General features: G+C 44.3%; 13 protein-coding genes. 3 read left to right on the top strand and 10 right to left on the bottom strand.

Annotated features, from left to right (window positions below):
* Positions 1-134: 134 nt before the first annotated feature.
* The gene (locus tag L5M49_RS13710) at positions 135-1,409 is read right to left on the bottom strand and encodes an Nramp family divalent metal transporter (protein WP_263181952.1); all 1,275 of its coding nucleotides are present in this window, start codon (positions 1,407-1,409) and stop codon (positions 135-137) included.
* Between the two features lie 134 nt (positions 1,410-1,543).
* Entirely contained in the window at positions 1,544-2,083 is a 540-nt protein-coding gene (locus L5M49_RS13705) for a PH domain-containing protein (RefSeq protein ID WP_263266271.1), read from the bottom strand.
* A gap of 242 nt (positions 2,084-2,325) precedes the next feature.
* On the opposite strand from L5M49_RS13705, the gene L5M49_RS13700 reads away from it, so the two are divergent.
* Complete coding sequence (locus L5M49_RS13700; protein ID WP_263266270.1) at positions 2,326-4,911, top strand: TonB-dependent receptor; 2,586 nt, start codon at positions 2,326-2,328, stop codon at positions 4,909-4,911.
* Between the two features lie 127 nt (positions 4,912-5,038).
* Here the strand turns inward: L5M49_RS13700 and L5M49_RS13695 are convergent, their stop codons facing one another.
* From L5M49_RS13695 to L5M49_RS13675, 5 genes are all read right to left on the bottom strand, one after another.
* Positions 5,039-5,539: a DUF4447 family protein gene (locus L5M49_RS13695; RefSeq protein WP_198571879.1), complete on the bottom strand. Its 501-nt coding sequence runs from the start codon at positions 5,537-5,539 to the stop codon at positions 5,039-5,041.
* A 30-nt stretch (positions 5,540-5,569) separates the two neighbouring features.
* Positions 5,570-5,977 carry an SMI1/KNR4 family protein gene (locus L5M49_RS13690; RefSeq protein ID WP_113939053.1) on the bottom strand — a complete coding sequence of 136 codons (408 nt, stop codon included), beginning with the start codon at positions 5,975-5,977 and terminating at the stop codon, positions 5,570-5,572.
* A 173-nt stretch (positions 5,978-6,150) separates the two neighbouring features.
* A complete protein-coding gene (locus L5M49_RS13685) occupies positions 6,151-6,936 on the bottom strand; it encodes a RelA/SpoT domain-containing protein (protein WP_263266269.1) in 786 nt (261 codons plus the stop codon).
* Between the two features lie 217 nt (positions 6,937-7,153).
* Positions 7,154-9,238 (bottom strand): M13 family metallopeptidase, encoded by a 2,085-nt coding sequence (locus L5M49_RS13680; protein WP_168824750.1) that lies wholly within the window; start codon positions 9,236-9,238, stop codon positions 7,154-7,156.
* Positions 9,239-9,499: 261 nt separating this feature from the next.
* Complete coding sequence (locus L5M49_RS13675) at positions 9,500-10,054, bottom strand: sugar O-acetyltransferase (protein WP_198571876.1); 555 nt, start codon at positions 10,052-10,054, stop codon at positions 9,500-9,502.
* A 78-nt stretch (positions 10,055-10,132) separates the two neighbouring features.
* Here L5M49_RS13675 and rsuA point away from each other — a divergent pair, with 78 nt between their 5' ends.
* Positions 10,133-10,885 (top strand): 16S rRNA pseudouridine(516) synthase RsuA, encoded by a 753-nt coding sequence (gene rsuA, locus L5M49_RS13670; RefSeq protein WP_263266268.1) that lies wholly within the window; start codon positions 10,133-10,135, stop codon positions 10,883-10,885.
* 74 nt (positions 10,886-10,959) lie between these two features.
* On the opposite strand, the gene L5M49_RS13665 is transcribed toward rsuA, so the two are convergent.
* Genes L5M49_RS13665 through L5M49_RS13655 form a run of 3 tightly spaced genes read right to left on the bottom strand, consistent with a single transcriptional unit; the run spans position 10,960 to position 13,030 of the window.
* Entirely contained in the window at positions 10,960-11,916 is a 957-nt protein-coding gene (locus L5M49_RS13665; protein ID WP_263266267.1) for a DUF4097 family beta strand repeat-containing protein, read from the bottom strand.
* A complete protein-coding gene (locus L5M49_RS13660; RefSeq protein WP_113939048.1) occupies positions 11,913-12,497 on the bottom strand; it encodes an anti-sigma factor in 585 nt (194 codons plus the stop codon). The genes L5M49_RS13665 and L5M49_RS13660 overlap by 4 nt, the downstream gene beginning before the upstream one ends.
* Positions 12,497-13,030 carry an RNA polymerase sigma factor gene (locus L5M49_RS13655; protein ID WP_113939254.1) on the bottom strand — a complete coding sequence of 178 codons (534 nt, stop codon included), beginning with the start codon at positions 13,028-13,030 and terminating at the stop codon, positions 12,497-12,499. The genes L5M49_RS13660 and L5M49_RS13655 overlap by 1 nt, the downstream gene beginning before the upstream one ends.
* 439 nt (positions 13,031-13,469) lie before the next feature.
* Between L5M49_RS13655 and L5M49_RS13650 the strand changes: the two genes are divergently transcribed.
* Positions 13,470-15,332, top strand: a complete 1,863-nt coding sequence (locus tag L5M49_RS13650) for a methyl-accepting chemotaxis protein (protein WP_263266266.1) — start codon at positions 13,470-13,472, stop codon at positions 15,330-15,332.
* Positions 15,333-15,517 lie beyond the last annotated feature (185 nt).

The raw sequence follows: 15,517 nt of genomic DNA, 5'->3' as shown, positions 1-15,517 counted from the left end.
TCTTGGCGCGGCTGCGCTATCTGGTTTAAGAGCCCGCATTATATACCCAAACCACCTTAATTGCAGAATTCAGCGGGAATTTAATGGCAGTTAGTTAAGGCCATTTATTGCTCCGGCATAAACATTCTGGGCAATTAACCTTTAATGATGTTGTACCAATAGATAAACAGTGCCGCGAAAATCAGTAGATAAATCAGGCCAAACCAAGAGAGGAGTTTCATCTTAGTCCCATATCTGTCTGTCTCGGGAAGCTGTTTGCTGGTCATTAAGCGGTAATTTAACCAAGCAAAAATGACTGTGGTCATAAAGGCCAAGATCATCACAAACTCGAGTAACGGTAAGAGTGCACCTTTAAAGAAGAGGATCAGCAATAAGCCAAAGGCACTGATGGCGAGCATAATCCCAGTGAGGCGTTTATCTGAACTGGTCTTTGAGGTGAGTAACTGCCAGCCCATATCTAAGGTACGGCTATAGCCATCGATCACTGTTACTGTTGTGCTGAAAATACACAGAAATGCCACAATACCAATAAGATAACGACTCTCGCCGCCCATCACTTGGCTGTAAAGATTAATCAATTGATTAGCAAACTGCGCACCGGAATCTGAAAAGTGTTCGCCACTGCCGTGCATCACTAAGGCGCCCAAGGACAAAAACACGATCGCGAGGATCGCAGTGATGATATAGCCTAAGTTAAAGTCGAGTAGCGCCTGCGCTTTCGTCACTGTTTGGCTTTTTTGTTTTTCGAGCAGCCAGAGAGAATTCCAAGCGCTGACTTCAATCGGGGCTGGCATCCAACCCATCATGGCGACCAGAAATCCCACATGGGCCCATTGCCAAGGTGAAGGAGAGACAAAATTGCTCGCTAATGGTTGAGCATGATCCCAAGCTAAGGCCACGGCAATTAATGTGGTTAAGGTTAGGGCGAACATGATGATCTTAGTGAGTCTATCAAGCAGTTGATAATGGCCTAAAATCAGTAAAGCCAATGAACTCAGCAATACCAGTAGGGCTAACCAATCGATGGGGAGCGGAATAAATTGGGTCAACATAGCGGCGGTTAACATGCACACCCCTGCAGTACTGGCAATGGCGGCGATCACATTGAGCCCAGTAAACAGCAGTAAGTAACCTCGGCCCTGTTTTTGGTAGCCGTGCAGTAGGCTCTCCCCTGTGGCAGCTGTGTAGCGTGCGCCAGCTGCAAAGAAGGGATACTTAAGTAAATTCACCCCAAGAATAACCCAAGCCAGTTGCCAACCAAATTCGGCGCCCGCCCGAGTCGAGGCGACTAAATGGGATGCGCCAATCGCCGCTGCGGCCATAAGAACACCTGGGCCCATGGCTTTAATGCCGAGAGTTAGGTGTGTCATCCAAGAGGATGAAGGAGAAGTTACTGAAGATTCTGTCATGTCGTTATTAAAAATGCCTGTTGAAAATTAATCTGGGGAATCGAACACTCCCTCATGCTAAGGCTGCGCTAACGCTAAGTGAGTGGCTCAACATTAAAGGTAAAGTGATTGAACTAAAAGTTGTTTTATTCAATTTATCCGTTTAATTTTTGGCTGAGTAAAGTTTCAATGCGTTTTAAGCTTGCAGCCATTTCGGCTACGATTTGTAACAGCGTATTATCTGGCTGTGCCGATGGGATTGTTGGGTGCAAGGGTTGGGTAAGCCGTTCTTTTTGTTCTAATACGCGGGTTCTAAATTGAGGCGCATCGACTATGCCGACTAAGCTTATCAATGCGCCTGCGCCCGATTGCCCTGCGGTTTCTACCGTGAGTTTATGCAGACCAAATAGGCGCATAATTGGGCCTTGGATCAATGCCATATCGGTAATTTTGTCCAAAGGCACTGTGTTTTCAGTACGAGTTAATATGCCCCTCCTGACAATAAGTTTATTGCTGGTGAGCTGCGCACTCATGTTGTTAATATAGCGGCGAGTCCCCCACAGCCCTATTGGAAACCAAAGTAATAACAAGGGAATACCTATTATGCTCAGGCTGAAATAGGCGGCGCCTGAAAGCAACCAATACCAACCTAAATGGGTTTCAAACTCTGCTTGATAAATAATCTTGTCTTCCATCTTTCTTCCTTAAATTCTGATATTCAAATACTGCGACTTGTCTTGTAGGTTGAATTTTTAGTGCCTAGACGTTCTTTGATTCTCGTATGAGGAAAATACACTGCCTCAAATGTAACAAAAGTTTAACTTTTATTTCTCTGCCATTGACTTTGGTTTGTAACTCATTACCTTATATGTTGTTAATTTAGGGTTCTCTTATTGTTAAAATAATTTTAATGAGATAAATAAAACAAGGGAAATGTATGAACAGACCTCAGATTCTACCCAGTGCTTGTGCAATCGCAATTGCTATGGCATATGCGCCAACAGTGGCCCATGCTGCCGATAAAGGTGCAGAAAAAGTTGAACGTATTGAAGTAACGGGTTCCCGTATTAAACGTACCGATATTGAAGGCCCTTCCCCTATTCAATCGATCAGTAAAGACGATATTGCCAATATGGGATTTGATAACCTGCAGCAATTACTTGAACGCATGCCTGCCAATGGTGCTGGCGCGTTTTCTACCCGAGGAAACAGCCAAGATTCAACCGCCAACGGCGGCGCATCTATCAGTCTACGTGGTTTAGGCCCAGACGCGACCTTAGTGTTAATTAACGGTCGTCGTGTTGCGGCGAATGCATTTGCCGAAGGTATCACTAATTCCTTTGTTGATATCAATAATATTCCGGTATCAGCTATTGAACGTATCGACATACTGAAGGACGGTGCATCGGCTATTTATGGTTCTGATGCGATCGCGGGTGTGGTTAACATTGTTCTGAAAAAAGATATTGAAGGCATTGAGGTCAATCTTGGCTACGGTGATGCTTCAGGCACTGGCTACGATGAAACTACAGCGAATATGGTGTGGGGGATGAAGTCCGATAAGGGTAGCGCATCGGTTATCCTCGACTATTTCAAAAATGATACTTTAGCTGCGACTGATTTAGGACGTTTTGGTGTTTCAAATCAATCACCTTATGGTGGTGAAGATTTTCGTTCTTCCCGTGGTTTTCCTGGGTATTTCTATGTTGATGGTGTTAAAACTATCGACCCTGCTTGTCCTGCTGATAGTGCAACCGCGAGTGGAAGTTGTTTATTTGAATACGGTTCATACAATTTTGTTGCGCCGGCTGCGGAGCGCGTAGGGGCTATTGGCCAATTTGACTATCATTTTAATGATGATTTAACAGCATTTTTAGAGTTAGCGGCGCAGCACAATACCTCAATCGCAGGTGGAGCACCGACACCACTTGACGAGGATGCTGGTTTAACTGTACCAGGATCTCACCCGAATAATCCTTGGGGGAAAGATATTGAAATTGGTCGCTTCCGTACGGTTGATGCGGGGGCGCGACGTTGGGATATTGAATCCGATAGTTTACGTTTAGTTGCTGGTTTACGCGGTGTAGTAAAAGAGTGGGATTGGGAAGCTTCTGTTCAAAAAGGTCGCAGTGAGTCGACTCAAACGGGTGATCGCAGCCAAGGCTGGGTAAGAACAGATTATTTGCAACGTGAAATTGATGCGGGTCGTTACAATCCTTTCGGCGGCACGATGAACTCACAAGAGGTCATTGACGCTATTACCACCAGTTTAGTACGCCAAGGTTTGTCAAACATGACATCTTATGCGGCTAACATATCTGGTCAAGCATTTACCTTGGCTGGTCGCGACATCATGATGGCGGCGGGAGCTGAATATCGCGAAGAAGATGTCAGTGATGTGCCCGATGAGCAATTCCAACGTGGATTGATTTTTGGTACTGAAGCTGTCTCTGCGGCGGCATCCCGTGAGCAATATGCCGCTTATATGGAATTATCTATTCCAGTCACGGATAACTTCGAGTTGCAACTTGCTGGTCGATATGATCATTACAGCGATTTTGGTTCAACGACTAACCCTAAAGTCGCCTTTCAATGGGGAGTGACCGACGAGTTAACGGCTCGCGCGTCTTGGTCTACAGGCTTTCGTGCCCCCTCGTTAGCGCAGATAGGTCTTGGTCCATCTCGCGAAAGTAGTTTCTTTGTCGATACTTACCGTTGCGCTGCCGATAATGTTGATTGTGAAGCCTTAGATTACAACACTGAATTTGAAGGTAACTCTGAGCTGGATGCTGAAGAATCCGAAACTTGGAACGTCGGTATGATCTGGGCGCCGAGTCAGACGTTTGATGTGGGTTTTGATATCTTTAGCATCACGCAAGACAACAAAATTGATAAACAGCCATTAGGCGATATCTATACTGCAAATTGTAACGATCAAAATAGCACTGTGTGCGAGCGCTTAGCGCCACAGCTAGGTCAAACTTTAGGTCCGATCAGTATTATCCATTCAAGCTTTATCAACTTAAGCTCTCAAGATGTACAAGGGATGGATGTCTCTAGTCATTATGGTTTTGAGCTAGATAGCTATGGGGATTTGAAGTTTGGCTTAGAGTACAGCTACTTACATAATTTTGAGAAAGATGGTCTGGATTACACGGGTGAGTATAAGTTCCCTCAACATCGCTGGTTACTCACCACCAACTGGACTATGGATAATTTTGCCGCCAATATTAATTTGAGTTACATCGGTGAATTTGAAGATACCCCAGATATCAATTTCGATGGTGTACTTGATTTTGAAAGTAATAAGTCTCGTATGATCGACTCTCAATTATTGGTCGACATGTCTGGTACTTATCGCTTCAATGAAATGTTCAAGCTGACACTAGGCGTGAACAACGTATTTGATGAAGAGCCACCATTTGCTATCGGTGACGGTGATACGGATCTCTACGGCTATGTTATTTCAGTACATAATCCTATGGGCCGCTACATTTACACTAAATTCACGATGAACTTCTAACTACCGCTTAGCGTTATTTCATTCGGAATGGCGCGTCATTTATGATGGGTGTGTGATCTCTAATAAAAAAGGCCAATAATGATATTGGCCTTTATTTTTATAGGGTTAAAACTTGTGACGGTTGAGTTTATAACTGAGTCGCTGCCCACTTTGCGCGACTTTCGCGGCTTTCACTCATTTTGGTCGGTTCACGGAAGGCTTTGTAGGCCTCCACGTCGAGAGCCACTAGGCTGACGTCGACTTCTAGGACCAGTTTGCACTCTTTCTTAATGCGCCAAGCTGCCGTGTTGTACAGCTCAGTAAAAGGCAGTGAACTTAAGAATTCGGGGTTGTATTGTGTGTAAACCGCTTGAGTGGGGTAGACCACGAAGGCTAAGTGACGCTTAGGTTCTTTCTTAAATAGTTCTTCGATACCATCGCAGGTGTTGAGCACTTGCATCTCAATGATGTCATCAATATCAAGCAGTTTCTTTTGCGCCAGCTCAGGTGCCAGTTGTTCACCGCTTTCCCAGGCGAGTACATCGGCTTCGCTATGGTTAGTCAGAGCACCAACTTGAGCCGCGCTTAAGCTGAGTGACTGGCGTAAGTAGCTCATTTCGATGGCATTCAAGCCAATGTTCTTAGACATAATCGTGTTCTCAATGCAATAAAAGTAAAATTAGTATTTGATCTTTAACCAGATTTCTTCAACCCATTCCCAAAACGACTCCCAATAGATATCGGTAAAGTCGCCGTTTTTCCAGAAATGTACTTGACCATCTTGGTCGATACAGTAAAAAGCATCACCCTGCTGACAAATGGCAATCATGTCCCTTGGCATACCGATGGACCACGCATAGCAAGTCACTTCGGGCAGGTAGGTGTGCGAGTAGGGATCCGATGCTGTTACTGGCTCTATCGTGCCGTAAATTACATCACTGGCATACAACAGGTATTCTTTTAGCTCCCTTGGCAATGAAATCAGGATTTGCTCTTCGACTTCGACGAGCTGCTCAAATGTGGGTAATTCGAGTGGTACAGGAACAGTTTCGCTGCGTTCTTGGAGTTGCTCAATAATGTCGTGCATGGCATTTCCTGCTGATAGGGCTATGGCGCGGGATTATATACTTAAAAAGACGTTCGATGCGAGAGAGTGCATTTTTCAGCTTATTTTTAATATGTTTTTTCAGGCACTGTAAAATATAAAAAAAGGCGCTGGCACCTTTACAGATAACCAGCGCAAGAGTGGAAGCTTTTTAGTTAAGCGACTGAGGCTCTTAATAAACTGGCTTCATCAACCCGTTTATAGTTAAGCCATGCCTTGTGGTACAACTTATGTGATTCTTGACGTAATTGGGCAATCTGCGCGAGTTCAAACTCACTTAGTGAACGTTGTTGTTTACGAGCATTGGCCTCAATCCTTTGTACTTTTTCATATACCTTGTGTTCAGGACCATTTTTGATATCAGCGATATCCTGTAGGTGTAACTGCACTTCAGCAATCATGCCTGATTGGGGTAAGCGTACCAGTAGATTGAGATCGCGATAGCCAGAGGCTTTAGGTTCAGCAAAGCGGTTTTTTTGTTTCACAACTTGGGTGTGCTCATTCAAAGTTTGGTAGGCATGCATCAGATCTTGAATGCTGTCGGTCACAATACTTGCCCTTGCAAGGTCGGTAATTTGGCTGGCATCACCGTTAAATTTTGTCGCCACTTTATCGGCTGCTCTTTGGTAACTCTTTACTGGCGGAACAATCACTTGTGCCTGTGAATAATGGGCAATCTTGGTGAGTAATTGAGCGAGCTCAGCTTGTGCATCATAGGCTTGGTGATGGAGCACTGATAAGTCATTCGAGGATTGATGAGGCGTATCGAAGGTCTGGCTGCTGAGTGCATATAGACCTTGTAGGTCATGGCTTGATGCCTGTCTTGCACTGTAATTACCACGTTCTGCTTTACTGTCACTGATGTCGAGAGGATTTGCTACACCGGCGCGGCTCGATAATAAGAGTAGAAAAATAAAAAAGGTACGAAATAACTTAGTCATGCGGCCTACTTCCTTATGGGTGAGTTATTCAGGTCACGCATCCACCATAGGCTTCTATTGCTTAATTAAAGCTGAACCAACCATGAAGACTTGTTCATCTTGCGCATGGGTTCACATTCATAACTCAGTGGTTTAAGGAAATAAAAATGGCGCCACCTGTAACAGTGAGCGCCATTGTTGGCCAGCTTATGCCGCTGAACAGTGATTTAAATTTGGCTTACCAAATTTTTACGCGTTTCTCTGGTGCGATATACATAGCATCGCCAGGTTTTACATCATATGTAGTGTAGAACTCAGGCATGTTAGATAGTGCACCCAGTGCGCGGAATTCCGCAGGTGAGTGTGGATCGGTCGCTACGCGGTTACGCATGGCTTCTTCTTTGGCTTTTGCGCGCCAAATTTGCGTGAAGCCGATGAAGAAACGTTGATCGCCCGTTAAGCCATCGATAACGGGTGCATCTTTACCGTTAAGCGATTTCTTATAAGCACGATAAGCGATAGTCACACCTGACAAGTCACCAATGTTTTCGCCTAAGGTTAAGCTGCCGTTGACATGCAGATCATCAAACACTGCGTAACCATCGTACTGTGCGATTAGTGCTTTGCCGCGAGCAGAGAACTCTTTCAAGTCTTGCTCTGTCCACCAATCACGCATGTTGCCTTCGCCATCGAATTTAGCGCCTTGGTCGTCAAAACCGTGGCCCATTTCGTGGCCGATTACCGCACCAATACCACCGTAGTTGACTGCATCGTCAGCTGCCAAATTGAAGAATGGTGGTTGCAGAATGGCAGCAGGAAACACGATTTCATTCATGGTTGGGTTGTAGTAAGCGTTAACCGTTTGTGGCGTCATGTGCCATTCGTCTTTATCGATTGGCGCGCCCAGTTTGGCTAATGATTTAGCATGTTCAACTTCACTGGCACGCATAGCGTTACCGACTAAGTCGTCTGCCTTGATGGTCAGCTTACTGTAATCTTCCCATTTGTTCGGGTAACCGATTTTCGGGTTGAATTTTGCTAATTTATCCGCCGCAGCCACTTTAGTGCTGTCGCTCATCCAAGTTAATTCTTTGATGCTGTCGCCGTAAGCACCACGCAGGTTTTCAACCAGTGCTTGCATACGGTCTTTGGCTTCTGGAGTGAAGTGACGTTTGACATACACTTTACCCACAACTTCACCAAGAACGCCATTGACGGCTGCAACGCCACGCTTCCAACGAGGTTCTTGTTCTTCTTGACCATTTAAGGTTTTAGAGAAGAAAGCGAAGTTTTCATTGTCTAACGCTTCACTCAGATTGCTCGCCGCGTGCGTCAGCACTTGCCATTGCATATAGGTTTTCCAAGTGGCTAACTCAGTCGTTTTTAAAACTTCGTTTAACCCTTGGATATAGCTAGGTTGGTTAACTATGATATCGGTTTGCTTGTCAGCGCCAAGAGCGGCTAAGTAGCCAGCCCAATCGATATCTGGCGCCAGTGTTGGCAGATCTTTGACTTGATATAGATTGTAGGTTTTAGTGCTGTCGCGGTTTTCAACCACATCCCAATGCTTAGCAGCAATCGCCGTTTCTAAGGCTAAAATAGCTTCAGCACTGGCTTTAGGGTTAGCGAGACCCGCAAGGGTAAACATTTTTTCGATATGAGCGACATATGCCTTACGGATATTAACGAAGCGTTCTGATTCGTTAAAGTAGTAGTCTTTCTCTGGCAGGCTTAGGCCATATTGATAGAGATGCGTTGCGTAACGGCTAGAGTTTTTCGCATCGATATCGATATAAAATGCTATTGGGGTACCCGCGCCAGCGATTTGGCTGTGGGCGAAGTACTTCACTAATTCATTCTTATCTTTTAAGGCATTAATAGCATCAAATTCGCCTTGGATTGGTGTGACTCCCAGTTTATTGAGTGTCTCTGTATCCATAAATGAACGATATAAATCGGCCACTTTTTGCTCGTCTGTACCAGCGGCGAGATTGGGCGTTGCAGCCACTTCTTCGATAATAGCTTTTACGTCGTCACGTGATTTTTCACGTAAATCGTAGAAAGCGCCAATGCTAGTGCGATCGGATGGGATCTCAGTGTTTTTTAACCAAGTGCCGTTAACGTATTTATAGAAATCGTCTTGTGGACGAATCGCTTTATCAAAATTAGCAAATTCAATTCCAGAACCTAGTGCTTGAGTCACTGCCGCTGCGGTGGCTGTTTTAGCAGTTTCAGGTGCTTTAACTTCGGCAGCCTTGTCATTACAGGCAGTCAGGCCTGCGATAAGTGAGGCACACAGTCCCCCAATGAGTACTTTTCTCATGTTGTTTCCTTCGAGTTTATTATTGTGCCCATTATTGGGGCTGTTATTTTGGCAAAATGGGATTGCTTCAGGCGCAATGAACTATGTTAATGCCTTACTAGGAATCGAAACAAGGTCATTACACTGTTTATCGTGGATTTATCTTGAGTGATATGTAACTAAAGGTTACCAGTGAGCATATTTAAGTCAGTAGCTGCAAAGTTACCGTATGCAGGCCTTTTCAGGTAAGTGAGCACTTCGATTTATCATTTTAAAATAGGGTTAATTCAGTTGCCTAATTAGTTTTGCAGGGTTACCTGCAACCACTGTTTTGGCTGCGACATTTTTAGTCACTACGGCGCCAGCACCGATGACGGCATCATCACCAATATTGATTCCTGGCATTATGATTGCGCCGCCGCCAATCCATACCCGTTTACCGATGTGAATCGCTTTAGCGGTTTCCAAACCTGAGCAACGTAGCTCGGCATCAAGTGGGTGACTTGAGGTATAAAACTGTACATTGGGGCCGACCATAGTCTGTTCATCAATAAAAATGGGGGCATTATCCTGCAAGGTGACATTGACATTGATGAACACTCTGTCAGCAAGAGTGAGATTGATGCCATAACTGATAAAAATCGGCGTGGAGATAGTTGCGACTGGCGATTTAAGGGGCAGAAGTTGTTGGCAGAGTTGGGTGTACTCAGTGCTATTTTGAGCAATCGTTTGATTTAATTGTCGATTCAGTCGCTGCTGTTGTGTTCTTAAACTTAAGAGTTCGCTGTCAAGACAATCATATTCTTGGCCTGTGATCATCTTTTGGAATTCAGTCATAGCATCTTTCCCTATGGTGATTACTGTCAATGCGTAAGGGCTAATATAGAAACACAGGTCGCGTTGAGCAGCAATTCTTTGCCCTTTGAACGGGTCGGCTTCATAATACGGCAGTTTTCTTTATTGAAGTTGAGTATTAACGTGCGTTTAGACAAATTTATCTGTGAGAGTACCTCACTGACTCGCTCATTAGCGAAAAAAGCCCTGCATCGCGGTGATATTACTTGTGATGGCTTAGTCGTTAAAGACTCGGGTTTTAAAGTGACTGAAGGTATGTGTGTTTGCCTTGAAGGCGAGCCGATTGTCTTAGTGGGCGAGCGTTATTTAATGCTTAACAAACCGGTAGACACTATTTGCTCGACGATAGATGAAACCTACCCTTCGGTATTGAGCTTAGTGGATGTGCCTAAGCCAGAAACTTTGCACATTGCTGGTCGTTTAGATGCTGACACTACAGGGCTCGTGTTGATTACCAGTGATGGCCAATGGTCGCATAAGGTCACCTCACCGAAGAAAGAATGTGGCAAACGCTATTTAGTGCAACTCGCTGAGCCAGTGGATGCTAGTTTGATTGCGGTATTTGCCGCTGGCGTTGAATTGCGCGGTGAAGATGGTCTAACTAAGCCAGCGTTACTGGAGATTATTGATCCACAATTAGTGCGATTAACCATCACCGAAGGTAAGTATCATCAAGTGAAGCGTATGTTTGCCGCTGTGGGCAATCATGTGCAAGGGTTGCATCGTGAAAGTGTAGGGCAAATTGAATTAGACCCCACCTTAGCACTGGGTGAATGGCGATATTTGACGGCTGAAGAGATAGCTTCAGTCTGATGAGTTTGATGTAAAAAATGCCGCCCGAGTTTTACTTTGGCGGCATTTTTATTTGTGCTAAATAGCTTTTATTATTACTGTTTCTTTAAAATCAGATTACCGCTGATGGTATTTATCTTCACGTTGGCTGCACCAGAGCCTGTTTGGAATGATAACTCTGTGCTTGGTACATATTTTTGTTTTTGCGGTACATCTTGGGTTAAACCGTTGTTGATTTTTCCACCAGGACCACCATCTAAGTTGAAGCTTGCATCGGGAACATCATTAAAGATCACGGTAATATCGCCACTCACACTTTCTAAATTCGCTTTGTTGAAGTTTTTAGCGAGTGACACTTGTGAATCTCCGCTGACGGTTCTGAGCTCGATTTCCTTGGTGACACTAAAGTTAGCATTCACTTCACCTGAGACTTGTTCAATCGTGACTTTTTCTGCTTGAGTGTGGCTTTTTAAGTCACCGCTAACGAGGCTATAATTCATTTCTCCTTTACTGTCAGTGTCCTGAATCGTGCCGGATACGGTTTCTAATTTGATTTTTCCATCAAGTGCTTTGGTCGTGATATCACCAGAGACTGTATGTAACTCAGGTTTACCACTTAAGTTGTTGGCGTTGATATTGCCGCTTACCGTATTCAAATCTAGTTCACCTTGAGTTTCGGCAACTTGCAGATTGGCAGATATGGTATCTGCACTGAGTTTAACCGTTTTTGGGACTTTAATGGTGAGCTGTGATCCTTTGTCATTATTGCCATTATAGTGGCGAGGCATCTTGTCTTCGATATTGAGACTATTTCCCTGTTGCTCAAACACAAAGCCTTCGCTCAATTCATCTAATGTACCAGTGACACTCACTTCACTCTTATCCCATGTTTGAATGGTCACATCACCGCGTTGGACTTTGATCTGCAGTTGAGTGTCGCTGCTGACACTTAACTGTTTATCAACGCTTTGTGCTGCTAACACATTGCCCATTAAGCCTAAACAGAGTGTCGAAACCAATAGGCTAGCTTTAGTGAGATTGCGGTTGCTCATAGGGTGTTTCCTTGTGTCGAGTTTCTAATGGGTAATTTTTGGCCCTGTTGTAATAGGTCGAGCTCACGCTGCTGCACCCAAAGCCAGAGTTGCCAAAGTTGTTTATCGGTTGGATTTGCTTGTAAAGCTTGGTAAATCTGTGTTGCCGCGAGCCTTAGCTCAGTTAAACCTTGCTCAACGGGTGCGCTGAAGCTGCTCGTTTGCCACATTAGCGCATTTGGCGCCTGTTCTAGGTTGTCCACTTGCGCTTGGTGTGATGTTGCAATTTGGGTGAGTAATAAATGTAAGGCCGCATCCCCTGGTTGCTCTGGCATAGCTTGGTTCTGGGCAAGCTCTGTCTGCTGCATTATGAATGAGTTGAAATAGGGCAATTGGGTATATCCCAATGCCGCTAGAATAATAAACGAAGCCGCTATCGCCCAAGCGTGACTCTTCTGGGATTTGTACGTTTGGGGTATCAGCGTTTTATCCATGCGTTTTTCAATGCCTTGCCACAGATCATGTGTAGGCGACATCTCTTTGGGCGCGCTATTAATCAATTGCTCAAGCTGTTGTTCACGGGAAAGCGGCGTTAACGTCATTACAGCATCTCCTGTAGTAGTTGCTTAGCTCTATGGTATTGGGTCTTACTGGTGCCGACGGCAATGCCAAGTAAGTCAGCGATTTCATCATGTTGATAACCTTCGATTGCACAGAGTACGAAAACCATGCGAGCGCGTTCTGGCAGTTTGAAAATTAACTTATCTAATCCGCTATAGCTGCTATCAGAGCTTAAGGGTTCAGTTTCTTGTTCCAGCGGAATAAATCGTGACCAAAAGGACTTTTGTTTACGAATGCTGCTCAATGCTTGATTGACACAAATACTGTGTAACCAAGTGGAAAACTGACTCTCACCTCGAAATTGTGGCAACTTCTGCCACACTAAAATAAAACACTCTTGGGTTATTTCTTCAGCCATAGCGCTATGGCCGCAAAGGCGCAGTGATAGGGCGTAAATACGTTGGTAATGGCTTTGATACAGCAACTTGAAGGCAGTTCTGTCTCCTTGGCTCGCTAAGGTGACCAGTTCAAAGTCAGACATTGAGCCATTGAGTGGGAGGATCCCTGCTGTCACTGTAATTTCCTGCCATAATGATTGAGTGTTGTAGTTTTGACGCAGTGGGCGCTACAAAAGGTTTGGAACCTTAAAAAATATATTTTATTTAGATCAATTATCCAGCGTAACATTTTTGTAATTTGTAGTAGAATTCGCCCGAAAAAGTACTGCTAAGTTAATGAAGTAATTAATTTTATATCAATTGATGTTATGACACTTACATCTGCTTTGAGACGGTATATTTAACGTAATTAAAACGAAATACTTTGTAGTAACGGTAGGGTATCACCCTGAAGAACTAAGTTAAAAATAATGCGGTACTCACAGTATGGGAGCTTAAATCGACAAGCTATCAAAGTATTTGATGTGAACTTTTAATGTATTGCTATGTTTGCGCTGTTAAAGGCTTAATTTCCAGCTATCTTTTTAAGATAGATTATATATTCGGGGACTTTCTATGCTAATCCGCTCAAAGTTGTTACTCAGTGCTGCAGTGTCTATTTCGGCACTAATTGCCATGTTTGGATTACAACTCTATTCAAATTCGGTGAAATCGGAACTTTCTAACGCGGCTCAAAGTGTGCTTGATTTAGAGCGCGACGTCTTAATTTTGCGTAAAAATGAAAAGGACTTTTTCGCTCGCAAGGATTTGAAATATGTCGAGCTGCATAAGCAAAGCCACATGGCAATCGACAGTATTGTCCCTGAGTTAGAGAAAGTCTTTAAAGAATATGGGGTGTCGACTGCCTCACTTGAAAGTTTTGACCGTAATTTAAATCAGTATCAAGCCGCTTTTTCTGAAGTGGTGCAGCTACAACAAGAGATTGGCTTAACACCTAAAACAGGTTTGTACGGTACGTTACGAGCTGCGGTGCATAACGTTGAAACGCTACTCAAGGAATTTGATCAGCCCGCACTCGAAGCCGCAATGCTGCAACTTAGGCGTAACGAAAAGGATTTTATGCTGCGTCGTGAGCTAAGTTATGTCGAAACCTTCGATATTAATATTGGTAAGTTTAATGACAAGCTTCATGCCTCGAGTATCGATATTGATACTCAACGAAAAATTGAAGAGCTTATTACTCAATATCAAAAGGATTTCAAAAGCTTAATTAATAAGGAACAGCAGCTTGGTTTGACCGAAAATGACGGTACTATGGCGCGAGTTTTAGCTGCAAACCAGCAAACTGAGAGCAGTACGAGTGACTTGAAAAACTTGGCTCTTAAGGCCATTGATGATGCTGAGAGTAGTAGTGTTAATGTCGGTATTACTGTGTTTATCTTTATTGCGTTATTACTATCAATCATTACCTACTTGATTATCCGCAGTATTATCGCGCCTGTTGAGCGTATCACGCAGATAATTTCTCGCATCGAAGTGAGTAAAGATCTGACATTGAGGTGTGATGCTTCTACCCAAGATGAACTCGGTGAAATTGCACAGCATTTCAATAGCATGGTGAGTAGCTTCCAACAGCTGATTGAGCAAGTGATTGAGTCGGTCGCAACGATTAACACTTCCTGTAAACGTGTTTCAGAAAATGCCATGCTCGCCTCCGAAGGTGTGGGCCAACAACTTAATGAGACCGACATGGTCGCAACAGCAATCACTGAGATGGGCGCAACGATTGAGGAAATCGCTAAAACAACCGAATTAGCGGCATCAAAAGCGGGTCAGACTCACGACAATGCTCAAAGTGGTCAATTAGAGGTTGAGCAAACGATACATAAAATCCAGTCACTTGCTGAGCAGCTGAATAGCTCAGCAGCGGTCGTTAATGAATTGGAACGTGACAGCGAGACTATCGGTAGCGTGTTAGATGTGATCCGCGGCATTGCTGAGCAGACTAACCTTTTAGCCTTGAATGCCGCGATTGAAGCGGCGCGTGCGGGTGAGCAGGGCCGTGGTTTTGCTGTGGTTGCCGATGAAGTGCGTAACTTAGCGATGCGGACGCAATCGTCAACCCAAGAGATTGCTAACATCATTCAAACCCTGCAGACGCGTACCCGATCGATTGTGCAATTGATGGAATCTAGCCAAAAACAAGGCGTTGAAAGCGCTGAACAAGCGGCAAGTGCTGGCGCTTTATTGAAGCTTATCAATAACGACGTGCGTAATATTATGGACATGAGCACTCAAATTGCGGCGGCTATTGAAGAGCAAAGTATGGTGGCAGCTGAAGTGAACAAGAACGTGGTGGTGATCCGCGATATCGCTGAGGAGTCATCCCATGCGGCAGATGCAAATGCGTCCGCATCGGATGAGCTTAAGGCGCAGGCTGAGTTCTTATTCCGTGCGGTGAGTAATTTTAAAATCTAAGGCGTAGAAGCCAGTTTACATCTGATGATCAGAAGCTGGCTTAAAAAATACACTAACAAAAACGCACTCCGAGGAGTGCGTTTTTATGTCTGAGTGATGAGCTCTGCAAGCTTAGTGATTCGTTAAAACAGCAAACTGTGCATTGTACAACTCAGATTAGTCAGAACGTTCAGTAACAGAACTAT

The organism is Shewanella sp. SM74 (genome assembly GCF_025653725.1).
GTDB classification, from domain to species: domain Bacteria; phylum Pseudomonadota; class Gammaproteobacteria; order Enterobacterales; family Shewanellaceae; genus Shewanella; species Shewanella oncorhynchi.
The sequence above is the reverse complement of the archived record's forward strand: the minus strand, read 5'-3'. Positions and strand labels throughout refer to the sequence as shown.